General features: G+C 63.3%; 13 protein-coding genes. 9 read left to right on the top strand and 4 right to left on the bottom strand.

Annotated features, from left to right (window positions below; translation table 11 throughout):
* Positions 1 to 3: 3 nt before the first annotated feature.
* The 4 genes from AC6JBC_RS14330 to AC6JBC_RS14315 all read right to left on the bottom strand — a co-directional run bounded on the left by AC6JBC_RS14330 (position 4) and on the right by AC6JBC_RS14315 (position 5,186).
* The gene (locus tag AC6JBC_RS14330; RefSeq protein ID WP_196227046.1) at positions 4 to 210 is read right to left on the bottom strand and encodes a hypothetical protein; all 207 of its coding nucleotides are present in this window, start codon (positions 208 to 210) and stop codon (positions 4 to 6) included.
* Between the two features lie 159 nt (positions 211 to 369).
* Complete coding sequence (locus AC6JBC_RS14325) at positions 370 to 1,911, bottom strand: SpoVR family protein (RefSeq protein ID WP_498026167.1); 1,542 nt, start codon at positions 1,909 to 1,911, stop codon at positions 370 to 372.
* The gene (locus tag AC6JBC_RS14320) at positions 1,908 to 3,218 is read right to left on the bottom strand and encodes a YeaH/YhbH family protein (RefSeq protein WP_498026166.1); all 1,311 of its coding nucleotides are present in this window, start codon (positions 3,216 to 3,218) and stop codon (positions 1,908 to 1,910) included. The genes AC6JBC_RS14325 and AC6JBC_RS14320 overlap by 4 nt, the downstream gene beginning before the upstream one ends.
* Positions 3,219 to 3,242: 24 nt before the next feature.
* Entirely contained in the window at positions 3,243 to 5,186 is a 1,944-nt protein-coding gene (locus AC6JBC_RS14315) for a PrkA family serine protein kinase (protein ID WP_464789291.1), read from the bottom strand.
* 312 nt (positions 5,187 to 5,498) lie between these two features.
* On the opposite strand from AC6JBC_RS14315, the gene AC6JBC_RS14310 reads away from it, so the two are divergent.
* From AC6JBC_RS14310 to AC6JBC_RS14270, 9 genes are all read left to right on the top strand, one after another.
* Positions 5,499 to 5,789 carry a hypothetical protein gene (locus AC6JBC_RS14310; RefSeq protein WP_498026165.1) on the top strand — a complete coding sequence of 97 codons (291 nt, stop codon included), beginning with the start codon at positions 5,499 to 5,501 and terminating at the stop codon, positions 5,787 to 5,789.
* A gap of 194 nt (positions 5,790 to 5,983) precedes the next feature.
* Positions 5,984 to 6,799, top strand: a complete 816-nt coding sequence (locus tag AC6JBC_RS14305) for a universal stress protein (protein ID WP_498026164.1) — start codon at positions 5,984 to 5,986, stop codon at positions 6,797 to 6,799.
* A gap of 300 nt (positions 6,800 to 7,099) precedes the next feature.
* Positions 7,100 to 7,981 (top strand): Flp pilus assembly protein CpaB, encoded by an 882-nt coding sequence (gene cpaB, locus AC6JBC_RS14300; RefSeq protein ID WP_498026163.1) that lies wholly within the window; start codon positions 7,100 to 7,102, stop codon positions 7,979 to 7,981.
* Positions 7,978 to 9,132 carry a type II and III secretion system protein family protein gene (locus AC6JBC_RS14295; RefSeq protein WP_498026162.1) on the top strand — a complete coding sequence of 385 codons (1,155 nt, stop codon included), beginning with the start codon at positions 7,978 to 7,980 and terminating at the stop codon, positions 9,130 to 9,132. Before cpaB ends, AC6JBC_RS14295 begins: the two co-directional genes overlap by 4 nt.
* 2 nt (positions 9,133 to 9,134) lie before the next feature.
* Positions 9,135 to 10,295 (top strand): CpaE/TadZ family protein, encoded by a 1,161-nt coding sequence (locus tag AC6JBC_RS14290; protein ID WP_498026161.1) that lies wholly within the window; start codon positions 9,135 to 9,137, stop codon positions 10,293 to 10,295.
* Positions 10,292 to 11,626 (top strand): TadA family conjugal transfer-associated ATPase, encoded by a 1,335-nt coding sequence (locus AC6JBC_RS14285; protein WP_498026160.1) that lies wholly within the window; start codon positions 10,292 to 10,294, stop codon positions 11,624 to 11,626. The genes AC6JBC_RS14290 and AC6JBC_RS14285 overlap by 4 nt, the downstream gene beginning before the upstream one ends.
* Positions 11,623 to 12,522: a type II secretion system F family protein gene (locus AC6JBC_RS14280; RefSeq protein WP_498026159.1), complete on the top strand. Its 900-nt coding sequence runs from the start codon at positions 11,623 to 11,625 to the stop codon at positions 12,520 to 12,522. Before AC6JBC_RS14285 ends, AC6JBC_RS14280 begins: the two co-directional genes overlap by 4 nt.
* A complete protein-coding gene (locus AC6JBC_RS14275) occupies positions 12,522 to 13,409 on the top strand; it encodes a type II secretion system F family protein (RefSeq protein WP_498026158.1) in 888 nt (295 codons plus the stop codon). The genes AC6JBC_RS14280 and AC6JBC_RS14275 overlap by 1 nt, the downstream gene beginning before the upstream one ends.
* Positions 13,406 to 14,014, top strand: a complete 609-nt coding sequence (locus AC6JBC_RS14270; protein ID WP_498026157.1) for a tetratricopeptide repeat protein — start codon at positions 13,406 to 13,408, stop codon at positions 14,012 to 14,014. The genes AC6JBC_RS14275 and AC6JBC_RS14270 overlap by 4 nt, the downstream gene beginning before the upstream one ends.
* The last annotated feature ends 1 nt before the right edge of the window (position 14,015 follow it).

Here is a 14,015-nt window from a genome sequence, read left to right as displayed (position 1 = left end):
GCTTCAGGCGGCGTTGACGGTCAGCTCGATTACCGGTTTGCTGATCACCGGACTAACTCCATCGATCGTCCCCATCGCGGCACGACGACGAAATTCGGCGGCCATTGCCTGATGCATGGTCCGCGCGGACGCATCGGCGGTTGTTGCCGCAAGCTGTTCATGCATCCGGGCTCGTTCAAGACATTCTTGTGCATTGAGGGCATGAGTCATGAAAATGCTCTCCTGCTTCTTTTTGAGCGCTCCATGCATCGCAGGATAAGACCGATCGCTGGAGCCACTCGCGAAACGCGGCAGAATTTACGCTTTTCCGCCTTGCTTTGGAAATGGAATCTTCGGACCGCCGGGGGCTGGCCGCCACGGCGCACCGCTTCAGCCGATCCAGCCCTGCTGTGGCTGGCAACGATGGCTTTTCAACTCCTTGCGGCTCTCGGCATGAACTTCGCTTAGCGCCACCTCATAACCCCATAGATTGGCGAGACTTTGCAGCACCATCGTCGCATCGGACGCGTCCAACACCACCCCATCGATGACCGCATGTTCCAGCATCAGCGTCCGGTCGCCCGCCAGGTCGACATCCACCACCTGGATATCGGGCTCCTGCCGGGCAATGTCATGCTCACGCGCGAGGGCGCGGCGGATACGGCGATAGCCGCGCTCATCATGAATGGCATCGACGCGCAGTTCCGACTCGCTTTCATGGTCGATCAGCTTGAACAGGCGCCACTGGCGGATAAGGTGCGGGCTAAGGAACTGCGATACGAAGCTTTCGTCGCGATAATTGGCCCAGATATCCTTCAGCACCTCGACCGGGTCGCGCGAACCGGCAATGTCGCTGAACCATTCGCGGTCTTCCGGCGTCGGGTCCATGCAGATCCGCTCGATGTCGGACATGATGCCAAAGCCCAGCGCATAGGGATTGAAGCCACCGAAATGGCCGGAATCGAACGTCGGCTGATAGACGACGCCTGTATGCGACTGGATGAATTCCATGAACGCGCCATCGGTTATCCAGCCGCGATCGTGCAGGATCGTCATGATGCGATAATGGGTGTAGGTGGCGCAGCCCTCGTTCATCGCCTTGGTCTGGCGCTGGGGGTAGAAATATTGGGCGATCAGGCGGACGATGCGCAAAATCTCGCGCTGCCAGCTTTGGAGGAGCGGGCCGGTCTTTTCCAGGAAATAGAGGATATTCTCCTGCGGCAGGCCAAGCGCGGCGCGGCGCTCGTCCGAGGGGACGGCGGCCGCTTTCGCGCCGACGGGGACGGTACGCCAGAGGTCGTCATAAATGCGATCGCGATAGGCTTGGCGCTCCGCCTCCCGCTCCGCCTCCGCCCTCAGGTCCCGGGGGCGAATGCGCGGATAACGGTGCACGCCCTGGTTCATGAGCGCATGGGCGGCGTCCAGCACTCGCTCGACGGCCAGTTGACCATATCGCTCTTCGCATTGCGTGATGTAGCCCTTGGCAAATTCCAGATAATCGAGAATGCCTTCCGCGTCCGTCCATTGGCGAAAGACATAATTATTCTTGAAGAAGTGGTTATGCCCGAAAGCAGCATGGGCGATGACCAGCGTCTGCATGGTCGCGCTGTTTTCCTGCATCAGATAGTTGATGCAGGGATCGCTGTTGATCACCAGCTCATAGGCTAGGCCGCGAAGCCCCTTGCGATAGAGCATTTCATTGGTCACGAACTGCTTGCCGAACGACCAATGTTTATAAAATAACGGCATGCCGATGGACGAATAGGCATCCAGCATCTGTTCGGCGCTGATGATCTCTATCTGATTGGGATAGATGTTGAGCTTCATCTCCTGAAGCGCGATCGGTTCGATCACTTCATAAATGCGGTTGATCAGCGAAAAATCCCAGTCGCTGCCGGTGAACAGCGGGGCGGATGCGCGCTCCCCCGTCAAGCGGGTGTCCCTTCGCCAACACCACGCCGCTGGAACAGTTCGCGGAACACCGGATATATTTCCCGCCGGTGCGACACCTTGCGCATCGTGAATTGCCGGTTCGCCTGACTGACGGGCGCATAAGCTTCCCAAAGCCCCGTGGCGGAAGTTGCCGCTTCGATCGAGGCGAACTCTTCCCGGCCGACTTCCAAATAGGCGAAATATTGGCAGAAGGGCAGGATTTCATTCTGCATCAGGTTGGCCACCCGCGCATTGTCCGACGCCAGCGTGTCGCCGTCCGAAGCCTGCGCGACATAGATGTTCCAGTCGCTGGGGCTGTACCGATCCTTGACCACCTCGATCAGCTTGTCGAGCGCGCTCGATACCAGCGTCCCGCCCGTCACCGTGCTGTAGAAGAATGTTTCCTCATCCACTTCGGCCGCGCGGTCGGTATGGTGGATGAACACCACGTCCACATGCTCGTAGCAGCGCGACAGAAACAGGTGAAGCAGCGCAAAGAAGCGCTTGGCGAGATCCTTCATATGCGCCGTCATGGAACCCGAAACGTCCATCAGGCAGAACATCACCGCCTGGGCCACGGGCCGGGGAACCGGCTCGAAACGGCGGAAACGCAGGTCGACGGGATCGATATAGGCGATGAGGTTGCGACGGCGAATGATGTGCGCTCGTTCCTCCTTCAGCCTTTCCAGCGCCACGGCATCGTCGGGCAAAGGCACCGCACGCCCCTCGATCTCGGCGATGGCCTCGTCAACCCGGCTAAGGTCGCGGCCACTCGGACGGCGCAGTGCGATGCGGCGGGACATCGCCTTTTGCATCGTGCGTGGGACGGACAGGTTGGACGGGTTGCCGATCGTCGAATAACCCGCCCGGCGCATGCCCTCTATCTTGCCCGCAACCAGCTTCTTCTTGGCCATGTCGGGCAGTTCAAGATCGTCGAGGAAAAGGTCGAGAAACTCCTCGCGGCTAAGCGCGAAGCGGAAATCATCCTGATCCTCGCCCTCCCCAGCCTGTGACCCGCCACCACCGCCGCCGTCGGGGCGCTTGATCCGGTCGCCTTCCAGAAACTCCTTATTGCCCGGCAGCACGCGTTCCCGGTCGCCGCCCTTTGCCGATCGATGCAGCGTGGGTTCGTGGATCGCGTCGCGCCGGATGGTGATTTCGCCTTCTCCGGCGAGGTCCTTGATGCTGCGGTCCTTCAGGCTGTCGCGCACCGCCTGGCTGACATAGGCCTTCGCCCTCCTCAGGAACCGTTGCCGGTTGACAAGGCTCTTGCCCCCTGGGTTCAGCCGTCTGTCGACTATGTGCATGGTGGCCTAAGCACCTCCATCCGTTTATCCGGCCTGCTTGACCCTTATATACCATTCCACCAGCCGACGGACCTGCCGTTCGGTGTAGCCACGCTCGATCATCCGCGCGACGAACTCGTCATGCTTGCCCGCCGTGTCGCCGTCCTTCTTGGACCCGAAGCTGATGACGGGCAGAAGGTCCTCGACCTGGCTGAACATCCGCTTTTCGATGACTTCGCGGATTTTCTCATAGCTCGTCCAGCTGGGATTGCGCCCGTCATTGCTGGCCCGCATGCGCAGCGCGAACTTCACGACCTCGTTCCGAAAATCCTTGGGATTGGCGATCCCGGCAGGCTTTTCGGTCTTGGACAATTCCTGATTGATGATTTCGCGATCAAGAAGCTGCCCGGTGTCGGGGTCCTTGAAATCCAAATCCTCGATCCACGCGTCGGCATAGGCGACATAGCGGTCGAACAGGTTCTGCCCATAGTCGTTATAGGATTCCAGATAGGCCTTCTGGATTTCATTGCCGATGAACTCGGCATAACGTGGCGCAAGCTCGCCCTTGATGAATTCCAGATATTTGGCCTCGACATCGGCGGGGAATTGTTCCTGCCGGACCATTCCTTCCAGCACATACATGAGGTGAACGGGGTCGGCGGCTATCTCACTGCTGTCATGGTTGAAGGTCGCAGACAGCGCCTTGAAGGCGAAGCGGGTAGACGTGCCCGACATGCCCTCATCCACACCGGCGGCATCGCGATATTCCTGCATGCTCTTGGCGCGCGGGTCGATCTCCCGCAGCATTTCGCCGTCGTAAACTCGCATCTTGGAATATAGATTGCTGTTCTCATGCTCCCGCAGGCGGGTCAGGACAGAAAAGCGCGCCAGCATGTCCAATGTCCCCGGAGCGCAAGGCGCCTTGCTGAGGTCAGATTCCCTCAGCAGTTTTTCATACACATGCCGTTCTTCAGTCGCCTGCAAGCTATAAGGCACCTTAATGACATAGATACGGTCAATGAAAGCTTCATTATTCTTGTTATTCTTGAAATTCGACCATTCCGATTCATTGGAATGGGCCATGATGATGCCATTGAAGGGGATGGCTCCGATATTCTCGGTGCCGATATAATTGCCCTCCTGCGTCGCGGTCAGCAGCGGATGGAGCATCTTGATCGGGGCCTTGAACATCTCGACAAACTCGAGCATCCCCTGGTTCGCACGATTCAGGCCACCGGAATAGCTGTAGGCGTCGGGATCGTTTTGCGACAGCATCTCCAGCTTGCGGATATCGACCTTACCGACCAACGAGCTGATGTCCTGATTATTCTCATCGCCCGGCTCGGTCTTGGCTATCGCGATCTGCCGCATGCGTGACGGCATGAGGCGGATGACCTTGAACTGAGAGATATCGCCTGAAAACTCATCCAGCCGCTTGCGTGCCCACGGGCTGATCATGCCAGTCAGGCGGCGGCGCGGGATGCTGTAATTATCCTCGATAAACGCGCCATGCGTTTCCGCGTCGAACAATGCCAGCGGGCTTTCGAAGATCGGGCTGATCTCGTCCCCCGCCTTGAGCGCATAGATGGGGTGCGTTTCCATCAACGCCTTGAGCCGTTCGGCCAGCGATGACTTGCCGCCGCCGACGGGGCCGAGCAGGTAGAGGATCTGCTTACGCTCCTCCAGACCCTGGCTGGCATGGCGCAGGAAGCTGACGATATGTTCGATCGTCGCTTCCATGCCGTAGAAATTGGCGAAGCTTTTATATCGGCGGATGGTGCGGTTCATGAAGATCCGCCCGAGCCGCTGATCGCGGGATGTGTCTATGATTTCCGGCTCGCCGATCGCCGCCAGCAGGCGCTCCGGTGCTGATGCATGCATCAGAGGATCATTGCGGCATCCCAGCAAATAATCCTCAATCGACATCTCGGCTTGACGCCGTTCGTCAAAATTCCGGGTGAAGCTCGAAAACAGTTCGCTTTTCGTCACTGACGACTCCCGCCGCAGTAGTCATGTTACGAATATAATACGCGCGAGACCGCAAAAATAGTCCTACAAAATTGAATGACTGTAAAAATTATTCCTGACCATCCGGATATTTCACGATAAACTGCCTGCGGAGCGCAGTCACCTTGACGATGTATGCGCCCCGCCGCGAACTCTGTCGCAGCGAGCGGAGCGAGCCTCATTGCTCCGCTCCCGAAGCCTTACTTCTTGCCGTTGCCGTTGCCCGAGCTTCCATTCCCGGAACTGCCGTTACCCGAACTCCCGTTCCCGGAGCTGCCATTTCCGGAGCTTCCATTGCCCGAGCTGGTGCCGCCCGTCGTAGTCCCGCCAGTGCTCGTCGTCGTGGTGCCACCTCCGCCGGTGCTGGAGCTACTTCCGCCGGTCGATGAGCCGCCAGCACTCGATCCACCGCTGGATGAACTTGACGAACTGGCCGAGCTACTCCCTGCGGATGATGCGAACAGGGCTACCTGCTGGTTCATCTGGCTACCTACCGCCTGCCCCAACAGCCAGGTTGCCCCGACCATCCCGCCGCCGATGATGGCCAGCAAAAGCGCATATTCGGCTGCCGTAGCGCCTCCATGATCGCGCCACAGTCCTGATATTGAAGCTGAAAAGATTCCAGACATGATGCTTCCCCCATTCGCCGATGCGCCTTCCCGGCGCACGGCGTCCACACCCGCCTTTAGATATATAGCATAAATGCTATTAACCGCGATGGGCAAAGAAGGGTATAAGAAGGCGACCGTTTCGCGGTCTTAAGAGCATGGAGAGGTGCGATGACATCCATTCTGCTCCACATTCACGACGATAGCGGCATGGAGAGCCGAATCCAGGCCGCCAGTGACATTGCCCGGGCGCTCGATGCGCATATCCACTGCGTGCAGGTCACCTCCATGCCTAACCTTGTCGCCGGGGATCTTTACGGCGGGGCATCCATCGCCCCCGCGATCATGGCCGAACTGCATCAGATCGATGCACGGATGCGTGCGAAGGTAGAACAACGGCTGCAACGCGAAGACGTGAATTGGGATTGGCGGCAGGTCGATGGCGACATTGTTCACGGCCTGCTTTCAGCGTCCGCCCTATGCGACTTCATGATCGTGACGCTGCCCGCTGGCCCTCGCCGTGAAATGAGCGATCCGTTGCATCTCGCCGCCGATCTGGCGATGGGCGGCCGCACACCAGTCCTCGCCGTGCCGGAGGACGCGCGGGGCATGATGATCACGGGCCGGGCGCTCGTCGCCTGGGAAGGATCGCGCGAGGCATCGGCCGCGCTCCGTCTGGCCGTGCCGCTGCTGAAGCATGCCGCCGAAGTGGATGTGGTAACCGTGGAGGAGGCAGGCAAATACCCCTTCCCCGCGACCGATGCGCCCGAATATCTCTCCCGCCATGGCGTCAGGACGCAATTCCACACATGGCCCCAGGATGGCCGCACCGTGGAGGCGACACTGAAAGCCGCGATCAATGTGCTGAAGCCCGATTGGATGGTGATGGGCGCTTTCGGGCACAGCCGCTGGCGCGAACTCGTCTTTGGTGGCGTAACCCGCACGATGCTGCGCGAGGCCCATGTCCCGCTGTTGCTGGCGCACTGACGAGGCCGCAGCGAAGCTCCGATCCGGAGAGATTGCGCCAAATTGAACCTTTCACGGGCCTGGGCACACGCAAGAAAAGCCCTTGCGCGCGCCGCGCCACGCAAATGCCGGGCGAAGAAGTTAACGCCGGGCAATCTTTGCCCCTCCGGTCCCATCAAATCGGCGGCATCTCCGGTCCCATCGGCCGCCGATAAAGCATAGATTCCCCGAAGCTACAGGGTCTTGCCTCCACGCGGGGCGAATTGCGTGGACGCAAGATCAAGGGGGGAATTGATGCAATTGGGGTGGAAAGCCAGGATCATGATGGTTGCAGGCATGGTTGCCGCCATGCTGTTCCTGCTGCTGGGCGTTCGCGAAATGCAACGATCGTCAGCCGCGACGGTCCCGCCGATCCGCTCGGAAGCGGACAGTCGATCCCCCCAACCCGTCGTCCTTGCATCCGCCGCCCGCCCGATCCGGACAGGCGAGACGATCACCGCCGCGATGATCCGCAATGCGATAGCTGACCCCACTCGCCACCCGACCGCCGCCACGCCCGCCGAACTGATCGGCAAGGTCGCCACCCGCGCCATTGCCGCAGGTGCGCTTATCCCCCGGGACGCGGTCGGCGGCGAGGAAAAGCTCGCGATCCGCGTGCCCGTAGGCATGCGGGCGATCAGCATCGACACCACGGCCGAAATCGCGGTGGCAGGCCTTGTCCGCCCCGGCGACCGCGTGGACGTGCAGGTCGTCTATCCCGGCGCTGACGCCATCAGCGGCGCGCGCGGCGCAGGCCGCAGCCGCGCCCAGACATTGCTTCAGATGGTTCAGGTGCTTGCCGTGGGCGACGCCGTCCTCGGCACCGCGCCAGCATCAGGGACGAAAGACCAGCTTTCCGCCCCGCCACTGCCCGCCCGAACCGTGACACTGGCGCTCGATCCCCGCCAAGTCTCCATCCTGTCGTTGGCTAAAAGCACGGGCGCGCTCACTCTTTCCCTTCGCAATCCGGTAGACAGCGAGCAGGTCGCGGTCGCGGCGGCCAATTCCAACAGTCCTGATCCCGCCCCGCTCGCCCCGGCCCTGGCCGCGCGCCCTGCGCCCGTGTCCGCGCAGGCCCGCCCCGCCCCTGCCCCCCGCCAGCCGATCGAGCTGGTCATCGGCGAGCGCCGCGAAACCATCTATTCGGGGAGCGCCCAGCGTTGAAGCTCATCCTCGCCCTCGCAGCAGCGCTCGCCGCAGCACCGCCCGCCCAGGCGCAGGACCAAAGGTCGCTGTCGATCCAGCAGAAGCGGACGCTCACCTACCCCCGCCCCATCGGTCGGATAGAGGTGGATCGCGACGACGTCATTTCGGTCGCCGCGCCAACCGCCCGGTCCTTGAGCGTGACCGGCATCGGGTCCGGCACCACCACAGTCAGCATATTCAGCCGCGACGGGTCGCTGATGGCGGAAACGCGCTTTGCCGTGTCGTCCTCCCCAGTAACCGCGCGGGAGCCGGGCGCACTCCTCAGCCCGCATATCGTCGCAGGCGAGCAGGTCGTCGCCGTCGATGTGCAATTCGCCGCCGTATCCTCCTCCACGCTCAAGGCTTTGGGGTTCAACTTCTCCAAACTGAGCGGCGACATTCAGGGCGCGGTCGTCTCCCCCAGCAGCTTCAAGAGCGCCAGCTTCGCACCCGGTGGCTCCTCGCTGGACGCAAGCGTGCCGATCCAGAATGCGTTCAACCTGTTCCTATCCGCCCCCAATCGCGGCATCAACGCGGTGCTGAGCGCCCTGTCCTCCAACGGGCTGTCCGAACTGCTGGCCCAGCCCACCCTGCTGGTCCGATCGGGCGAGCAGGCAAGCTTCCTCGCCGGGGGCGAAATACCGGTCCCGGTGCCGCAAGCGTCGGGCAACGGCAACGCCATCTCCATCCAATATAAGGAATTCGGCGTCCGCCTGTCCGTCACCCCCTTCGTCCTGTCACCCGACCAGATCGTGCTGAAAATCGCGCCGGAAGTCAGCGAACTCGACTATAATAGCGGCGTCCAGTTGCAGGGCTATGTCGTGCCGGGCCTGCGCCGCCGTTCTGCGGAAACCACAGTGGAACTTGGCAGCGGCCAGAGCTTCGTGATCGCGGGCCTAAGCTATTCCAGCCAATCGACCACACGGGAAAAGACGCCGCTGCTAGGCGACATTCCCGTGATCGGCGCCTTCTTCCGCCGCCAGCAGACGCAGAAGGAACGGCAGGAATTGGTCATCGTCGCAACCCCCCGGCTGGTGGGACCGGTGCAGGCAAAGGACGTGCCCGCCCTGCCCGGATCGCTGCTCGACACCAAAGACCCGATCGTCCCCTTCGGCGTGGTGAGGCCATGACGATGGCGCGCATCATCCTCCTGTCAGTCGACCACAGCCTCGCCGCCCGGATCAGCGATGCCATGGAAGGCCGCGCAGCGGTCGAGCTGGCACAAGCAGTCACGCCGGAGATGGTCGAGGGGCCATGCGTAATCCTGGTGGACCGGGACGCGATCCCTCCAGAACGCTCGATAGCAACAGCCCTGTCGGCAGTGGCCGAAGGCGCGACCGGACGCCCGATCGTGCTTGTCACCGGCGAAACGGGCGCCGACGAGATATTACACGCCATCCGTTCCGGCGCGGACGATGTCATTCCCCGCGCGGCGGAAGGTGACGAAATCGCCACTGTTCTCGGGCGCCTCCTCAACCGCTCGACCGCCGATCATGGCAAGGACGGACGGCTGACACTGGTCCTCGGCGCGGACGCCGAAGCCGCCGCGATGGTCGCGACCGACATGGCAGTCAGCCGCGCCCGCGCCGGTTCATCGACGCTGCTGATAGACTTCACCATGCCGACCAGCGCGGCCGAGGCCTATCTCGACCTCCCGGTAAGCTACGGCATTGCATCGGCCATCGCCGACATAGAGCGCCTCGACGCAAGCCTGCTGTCCAGCGCCCTCGCCCGGCATGATCCAAGCGGCCTGATGCTCCTCACGCTGGACGGCGGATCGGGAACAGAACCTGCGGGCATCGCCCCCGCCGATATCGCCGCGCTCGTCCGCCTGCTGCGTGCCTGCTGCGGCGACCTGATCCTCTGCGCGGGCAGTCTGCGTCATCCGGGCCTCCTGCGCACACTGGCTTCGCTCGCCGACCGCATCGAGCTGGTCTGCGCGCAATCAATCCGCGAGATGGACGCCTGCCGCCGCCTGCTGGAGCGCATCGGCGATGATGAAAGCACGCTCGCCCGCACACGCCTGCTCGTCTGGGATCATCAGCCCGCCATTTTGCTGGACAGCCGCCGCATGAGCGACATCCTGCGCACCAGCAGCACCCTGCCGCTCCCCATCGACCAGATAGGCCTGCGCAACGCCCTGAATGCGGGCCGCCCGCTCGCCATGGAGGCCGCGCCGGATCGCTATATGCGCGCCATCCGCACCGCCTGCGGCATCGAACCACAGCGATCGTCCAACAACCTCGAACGCCTGCGCCGCCTGCTCCAGCGCCCGGTCGAGCCAGCAGCGTGAGCCTGCTCTTCGACACCAGCCTGCCACGCGGCACGGCACGGCCCGCTCCGGTGGCGCAGCCAGCCGCCCAGCGGATGAGCGATAGCTATCAGGCCGTCATGGCGCAGACCTGCGCGCAAGTCATCGAACAGCTGGAAGAACGCGGCAGCACCGCCGAAACATTAGGCGCCCGAGCCCTCCGCGCCGAAATAGAACAAGTCATCACCAGCCGCAGCAGGCGCGGACAACTCGCCCTCAATTCAGCGGAACGGCTGCTGCTGATCGAGGATGTGGAGGATGAGGTCGCCGGGCTCGGCCCGCTCGCGCCGCTGCTCCGCGATGGCAGCATCGACGACATCATCGTCAACGGCCCCGGCACCATCTATGTCGAACGCAGCGGCCTGCTGGAGAAGGTGGACCGGCGCTTCCGCGACGACGCGCATCTTATGAACATCATCCAGCGGATCGTCGGCCCCATCGGCCGCCGCGTGGATGAAGCCAGCCCCTATGTCGACGCGCGCCTTGCCGACGGCTCCCGCGTCAATATCGTCATCCCGCCGGTCGCCCTCGACGGCCCCATGCTGTCCATCCGCAAGTTCCGCATGCAGGCGCTGGGCATAGAGGATTTCATCAACCGCCAGGTGATGAGCGCCGAAATGGCCGCCTATCTTGCCGCCGCCGTGCGGTCGCGGCTCAACATCCTCATCTGCGGCGGCACCGGCGCGGGCAAATCCACCCTGCTGAACATGCTGTCCCACTTCATCAGCGAGCGCGAGCGGCTGATCACCATAGAGGATGCCGCCGAGTTGCAATTGCGGCAGGACCATGTCGTCCGGCTGGAAACCCGCCCGCCCAATGTCGATGGCAATCGAGAGATCAGCGCGCGCGAACTCGTCCGCAACGCGCTGCGCATGCGGCCCGACCGCATCATCCTGGGCGAGGTACGCGGGGTCGAGGTCGTGGAGATGCTGCAAGCCATGTCCACCGGCCATGACGGGTCGATGGCGACGCTGCACGGCAACAGCCCCCGCGATGCCTTCGCCCGTCTCGAAATGCTGATGGGCTTTGCCGGGGTCCAGAATGACATCCGCGCGATCCGCCGCTTCATCGCCAACAGCGTGCATGTCGTAGTGCATATCCAGCGCCTGTCGAACGGCAGCCGCCGCGTCACCGGCGTGACGGAAGTCACCGGCATTGAGGGCGAAGCCTATTCCTTCAACGAGCTGTTCAGCTTTCACGAACAGCCCGCCATGTCCGGCATGGGCGAATTTCGCAGCCACTCGCCTCGGCCCTATTTCGCGCCGCGCCTGCGCGATTATGCGCCCGCCCCCCTCCGGCAGGGCATAGTATGAAGGCGGCGGCGTTCCTCCTGCTCGCGCTGCTGACGCTGGCAGCGGCGGCCTCCCCGCTGCTCGCCCTGCGCATGCGGGAACAGGCGCGCCTTACACGGCGGCTGGCCGCGATCGCTCCCGGCAATGCCCCGGCGCTTCGGCAAAACGTCCGCCTGACGGTCCCCAGCCTCGCCGCGCCACTGCTGGCCCGCGCGCAACTGGAGGTCACGACGCGCGCGATCGGCATCTTCGGCGGCTGCATGGCGTTGTTCACCCTCGCCACATTGCTGGCCGCCGGTCCCATCGCGACGGTGATCGTGCTGCCCCTGCCGCCTGCACTCATGTTCCTGTGGATCAGGTCGCGCGCTCAGCGCCGGGTGAATGCCCTTATCGAGGCCCTCCCCTTCTACATCGATGCCGTACGCCAGATGCAGGCGGTCGGCAGCTCCCTGCCGCAAGCGCTGGAACGATCACTCACCGACGCACCCGGCATCGTCCGCAGCTATCTTGCGCCAGCCGCACGCCGCCTCGAACTCGGCGCCCCGGTGAGCGAGGCGATGCAGCAACTCGCAGACCGGCTGCGCGTTCCTGAAATGTCGATGCTGGCCGCCGCGATCCGCACCAATATGCGCTATGGCGGCCCCGTCAGCGCGGTGCTGTCGAACCTTTCCGCGATCCTGCGCGAACGCATCCGCATCGCCCGCGAGCTAAAGGCCGCGACCTCGGAAGCCAAGGTCAGCTCCCGCGTGCTGATCGCCATGCCGATCGTCGCGATGGCGCTGCTGATGGCATCCAACCCCGCCTATATCGACTTCTTCCTCGACGACGCGCGCGGCCACCGCATGGCTGTGATCGCCATCGGGCTTCAGATCGCAGGCATGCTGGTCATGCGCCGGGTGATGAGGCTCGCCTTCTGATGCAGTCGGCCTTCCTCCTCGCCTGCCTCCTCATGGCGCTCATCGGACTCGGCATAGCCTTGCTCGGCAGCCGGATGCTGATCGCCGACCAAAGGCTGGAGGCACGGCTCGCCCGGATTACGCCAACGAGGCAAGCCAAGCCCACGCTCCGCCTGCCCACCATCCTCGGCGCCGAGGGCCGCGATCGGTCCAGCCTCGAAAAACAATTGCAGCTAGCGGGTTATCAAGACCCGCGCGCCATCAACCACTTCCTCTGGCTGCGCCTGGCCACAACCATCCTGGCGGCGCTGCTGGCCGCGCTTCTATGCCGCATCGCCTGGGGCGGCTGGCTATCGCGCCCAATGCTCATCATCATCGCCGCAGGACTCGCCTTCGTCGGCGCGCGCCAAGCGCTGAACCTGCTCGCATCCGGCCGGGCAAGGAAGATCACCGCCGAATTTCCCTTCCTGCTCGATCTCATGCTGATGATGCTGGAAAGCGGCGTGTCGCTAGACCAATGCTTCCGCTCGATCGCGCGCGACGAACAGGTGGCGGTGCCGCACCACGGCCAACTGATCGCCCTGCTCGTCACTGACCTCGACCGGGGCATGCGTTACGAACTGGCGCTCGACCGCTGGGCCGCGCGGGTGGCAGTCAGCGGCGCGAAAGAACTCGCATCCCTCTTCCGCCAGGCCATGTTCCAGGGGATAGAGCTTGCCCCGGCCCTGCGCGAATTTGCCCGCGAATTCACCCAGCGCCGCGTCGCCCGCGCGCGGGAAGCAATGGGCGGCATTACCGTGCGCATGGTCGTGCTGATGATCCTCTTCTTCATGCCCGCCCTGTTCATCGTTCTGGGCGGGCCTCCCGTGGTCGCCATCCTCGACACCTTGCGGGCGAGCGCGCGATGATGTGGCTCCTCCCCCTGCTGCTGGCCGCCACCGACATGTCCGGTTCGACGCGCAGCCTTTACTTGCAACTCATCCATCAGGCGCGCGCCGATGGCAGGCCCCGCGCGGCCATCGCCTATCTCGACGATTTCGACCGCCGCTATCCCGGCGACCGCGACGCGCGCATCCTGCGCATCAACAGCCTGCTCGACCTCAACGACCTCAATGGAGCCGAAGCAGCCGCCGCAGCGCTCCCCGACGGCGGCGGCAGCGCGGTGCGCGGCCATCTGCTCGCCGCACGCGGACGCTGGTCCGAAGCCATCGCGCCCTACAGCCAAGCCGTTCAGGCAAGCCCCGCCAACCCCATGCTCCGCAACGCGCTCGGCTTCGCCCAGCTACGCGCGGGGCTGGCGACAGAGGCGGCGGAAAGCCTGCGCGGCGCGCTGGACCTGTCGCCGGGCACCCCAGTGATCCGCAACAACCTGCTGCTGGCGTTGAAAGCAGCCGGTCAAAATAACGAGGCGGAAGCCCTCCTCTCCACCATCCGCGATGAGCCTCAGCGTGACGCCCTCCGCCGCCAGATCGCCACCGAAGCCGCTCGCCTCCCTGCACCAAAGGACCGCTGAT

The organism is Sphingobium sp. RC1 (genome assembly GCF_059738765.1).
Note: the sequence above shows the minus strand (reverse complement) of the source record. Positions and strands in the feature narration are given on the sequence as shown.

Bases quoted from the DNA above. Each gene is read 5' to 3' on its own strand.
- AC6JBC_RS14305 (WP_498026164.1), top strand. From the start codon at position 5,984: ATGACATCCATTCTGCTCCACATTCACGACGATAGCGGCATGGAGAGC.
- AC6JBC_RS14270 (WP_498026157.1), top strand. From the start codon at position 13,406: ATGATGTGGCTCCTCCCCCTGCTGCTGGCCGCCACCGACATGTCCGGT.
- AC6JBC_RS14275 (WP_498026158.1), top strand. From the start codon at position 12,522: ATGCAGTCGGCCTTCCTCCTCGCCTGCCTCCTCATGGCGCTCATCGGA.
- AC6JBC_RS14320 (WP_498026166.1), bottom strand. From the start codon at position 3,218: ATGCACATAGTCGACAGACGGCTGAACCCAGGGGGCAAGAGCCTTGTC.
- AC6JBC_RS14330 (WP_196227046.1), bottom strand. From the start codon at position 210: ATGACTCATGCCCTCAATGCACAAGAATGTCTTGAACGAGCCCGGATG.
- AC6JBC_RS14280 (WP_498026159.1), top strand. From the start codon at position 11,623: ATGAAGGCGGCGGCGTTCCTCCTGCTCGCGCTGCTGACGCTGGCAGCG.
- cpaB (WP_498026163.1), top strand. From the start codon at position 7,100: ATGATGGTTGCAGGCATGGTTGCCGCCATGCTGTTCCTGCTGCTGGGC.
- AC6JBC_RS14290 (WP_498026161.1), top strand. From the start codon at position 9,135: ATGGCGCGCATCATCCTCCTGTCAGTCGACCACAGCCTCGCCGCCCGG.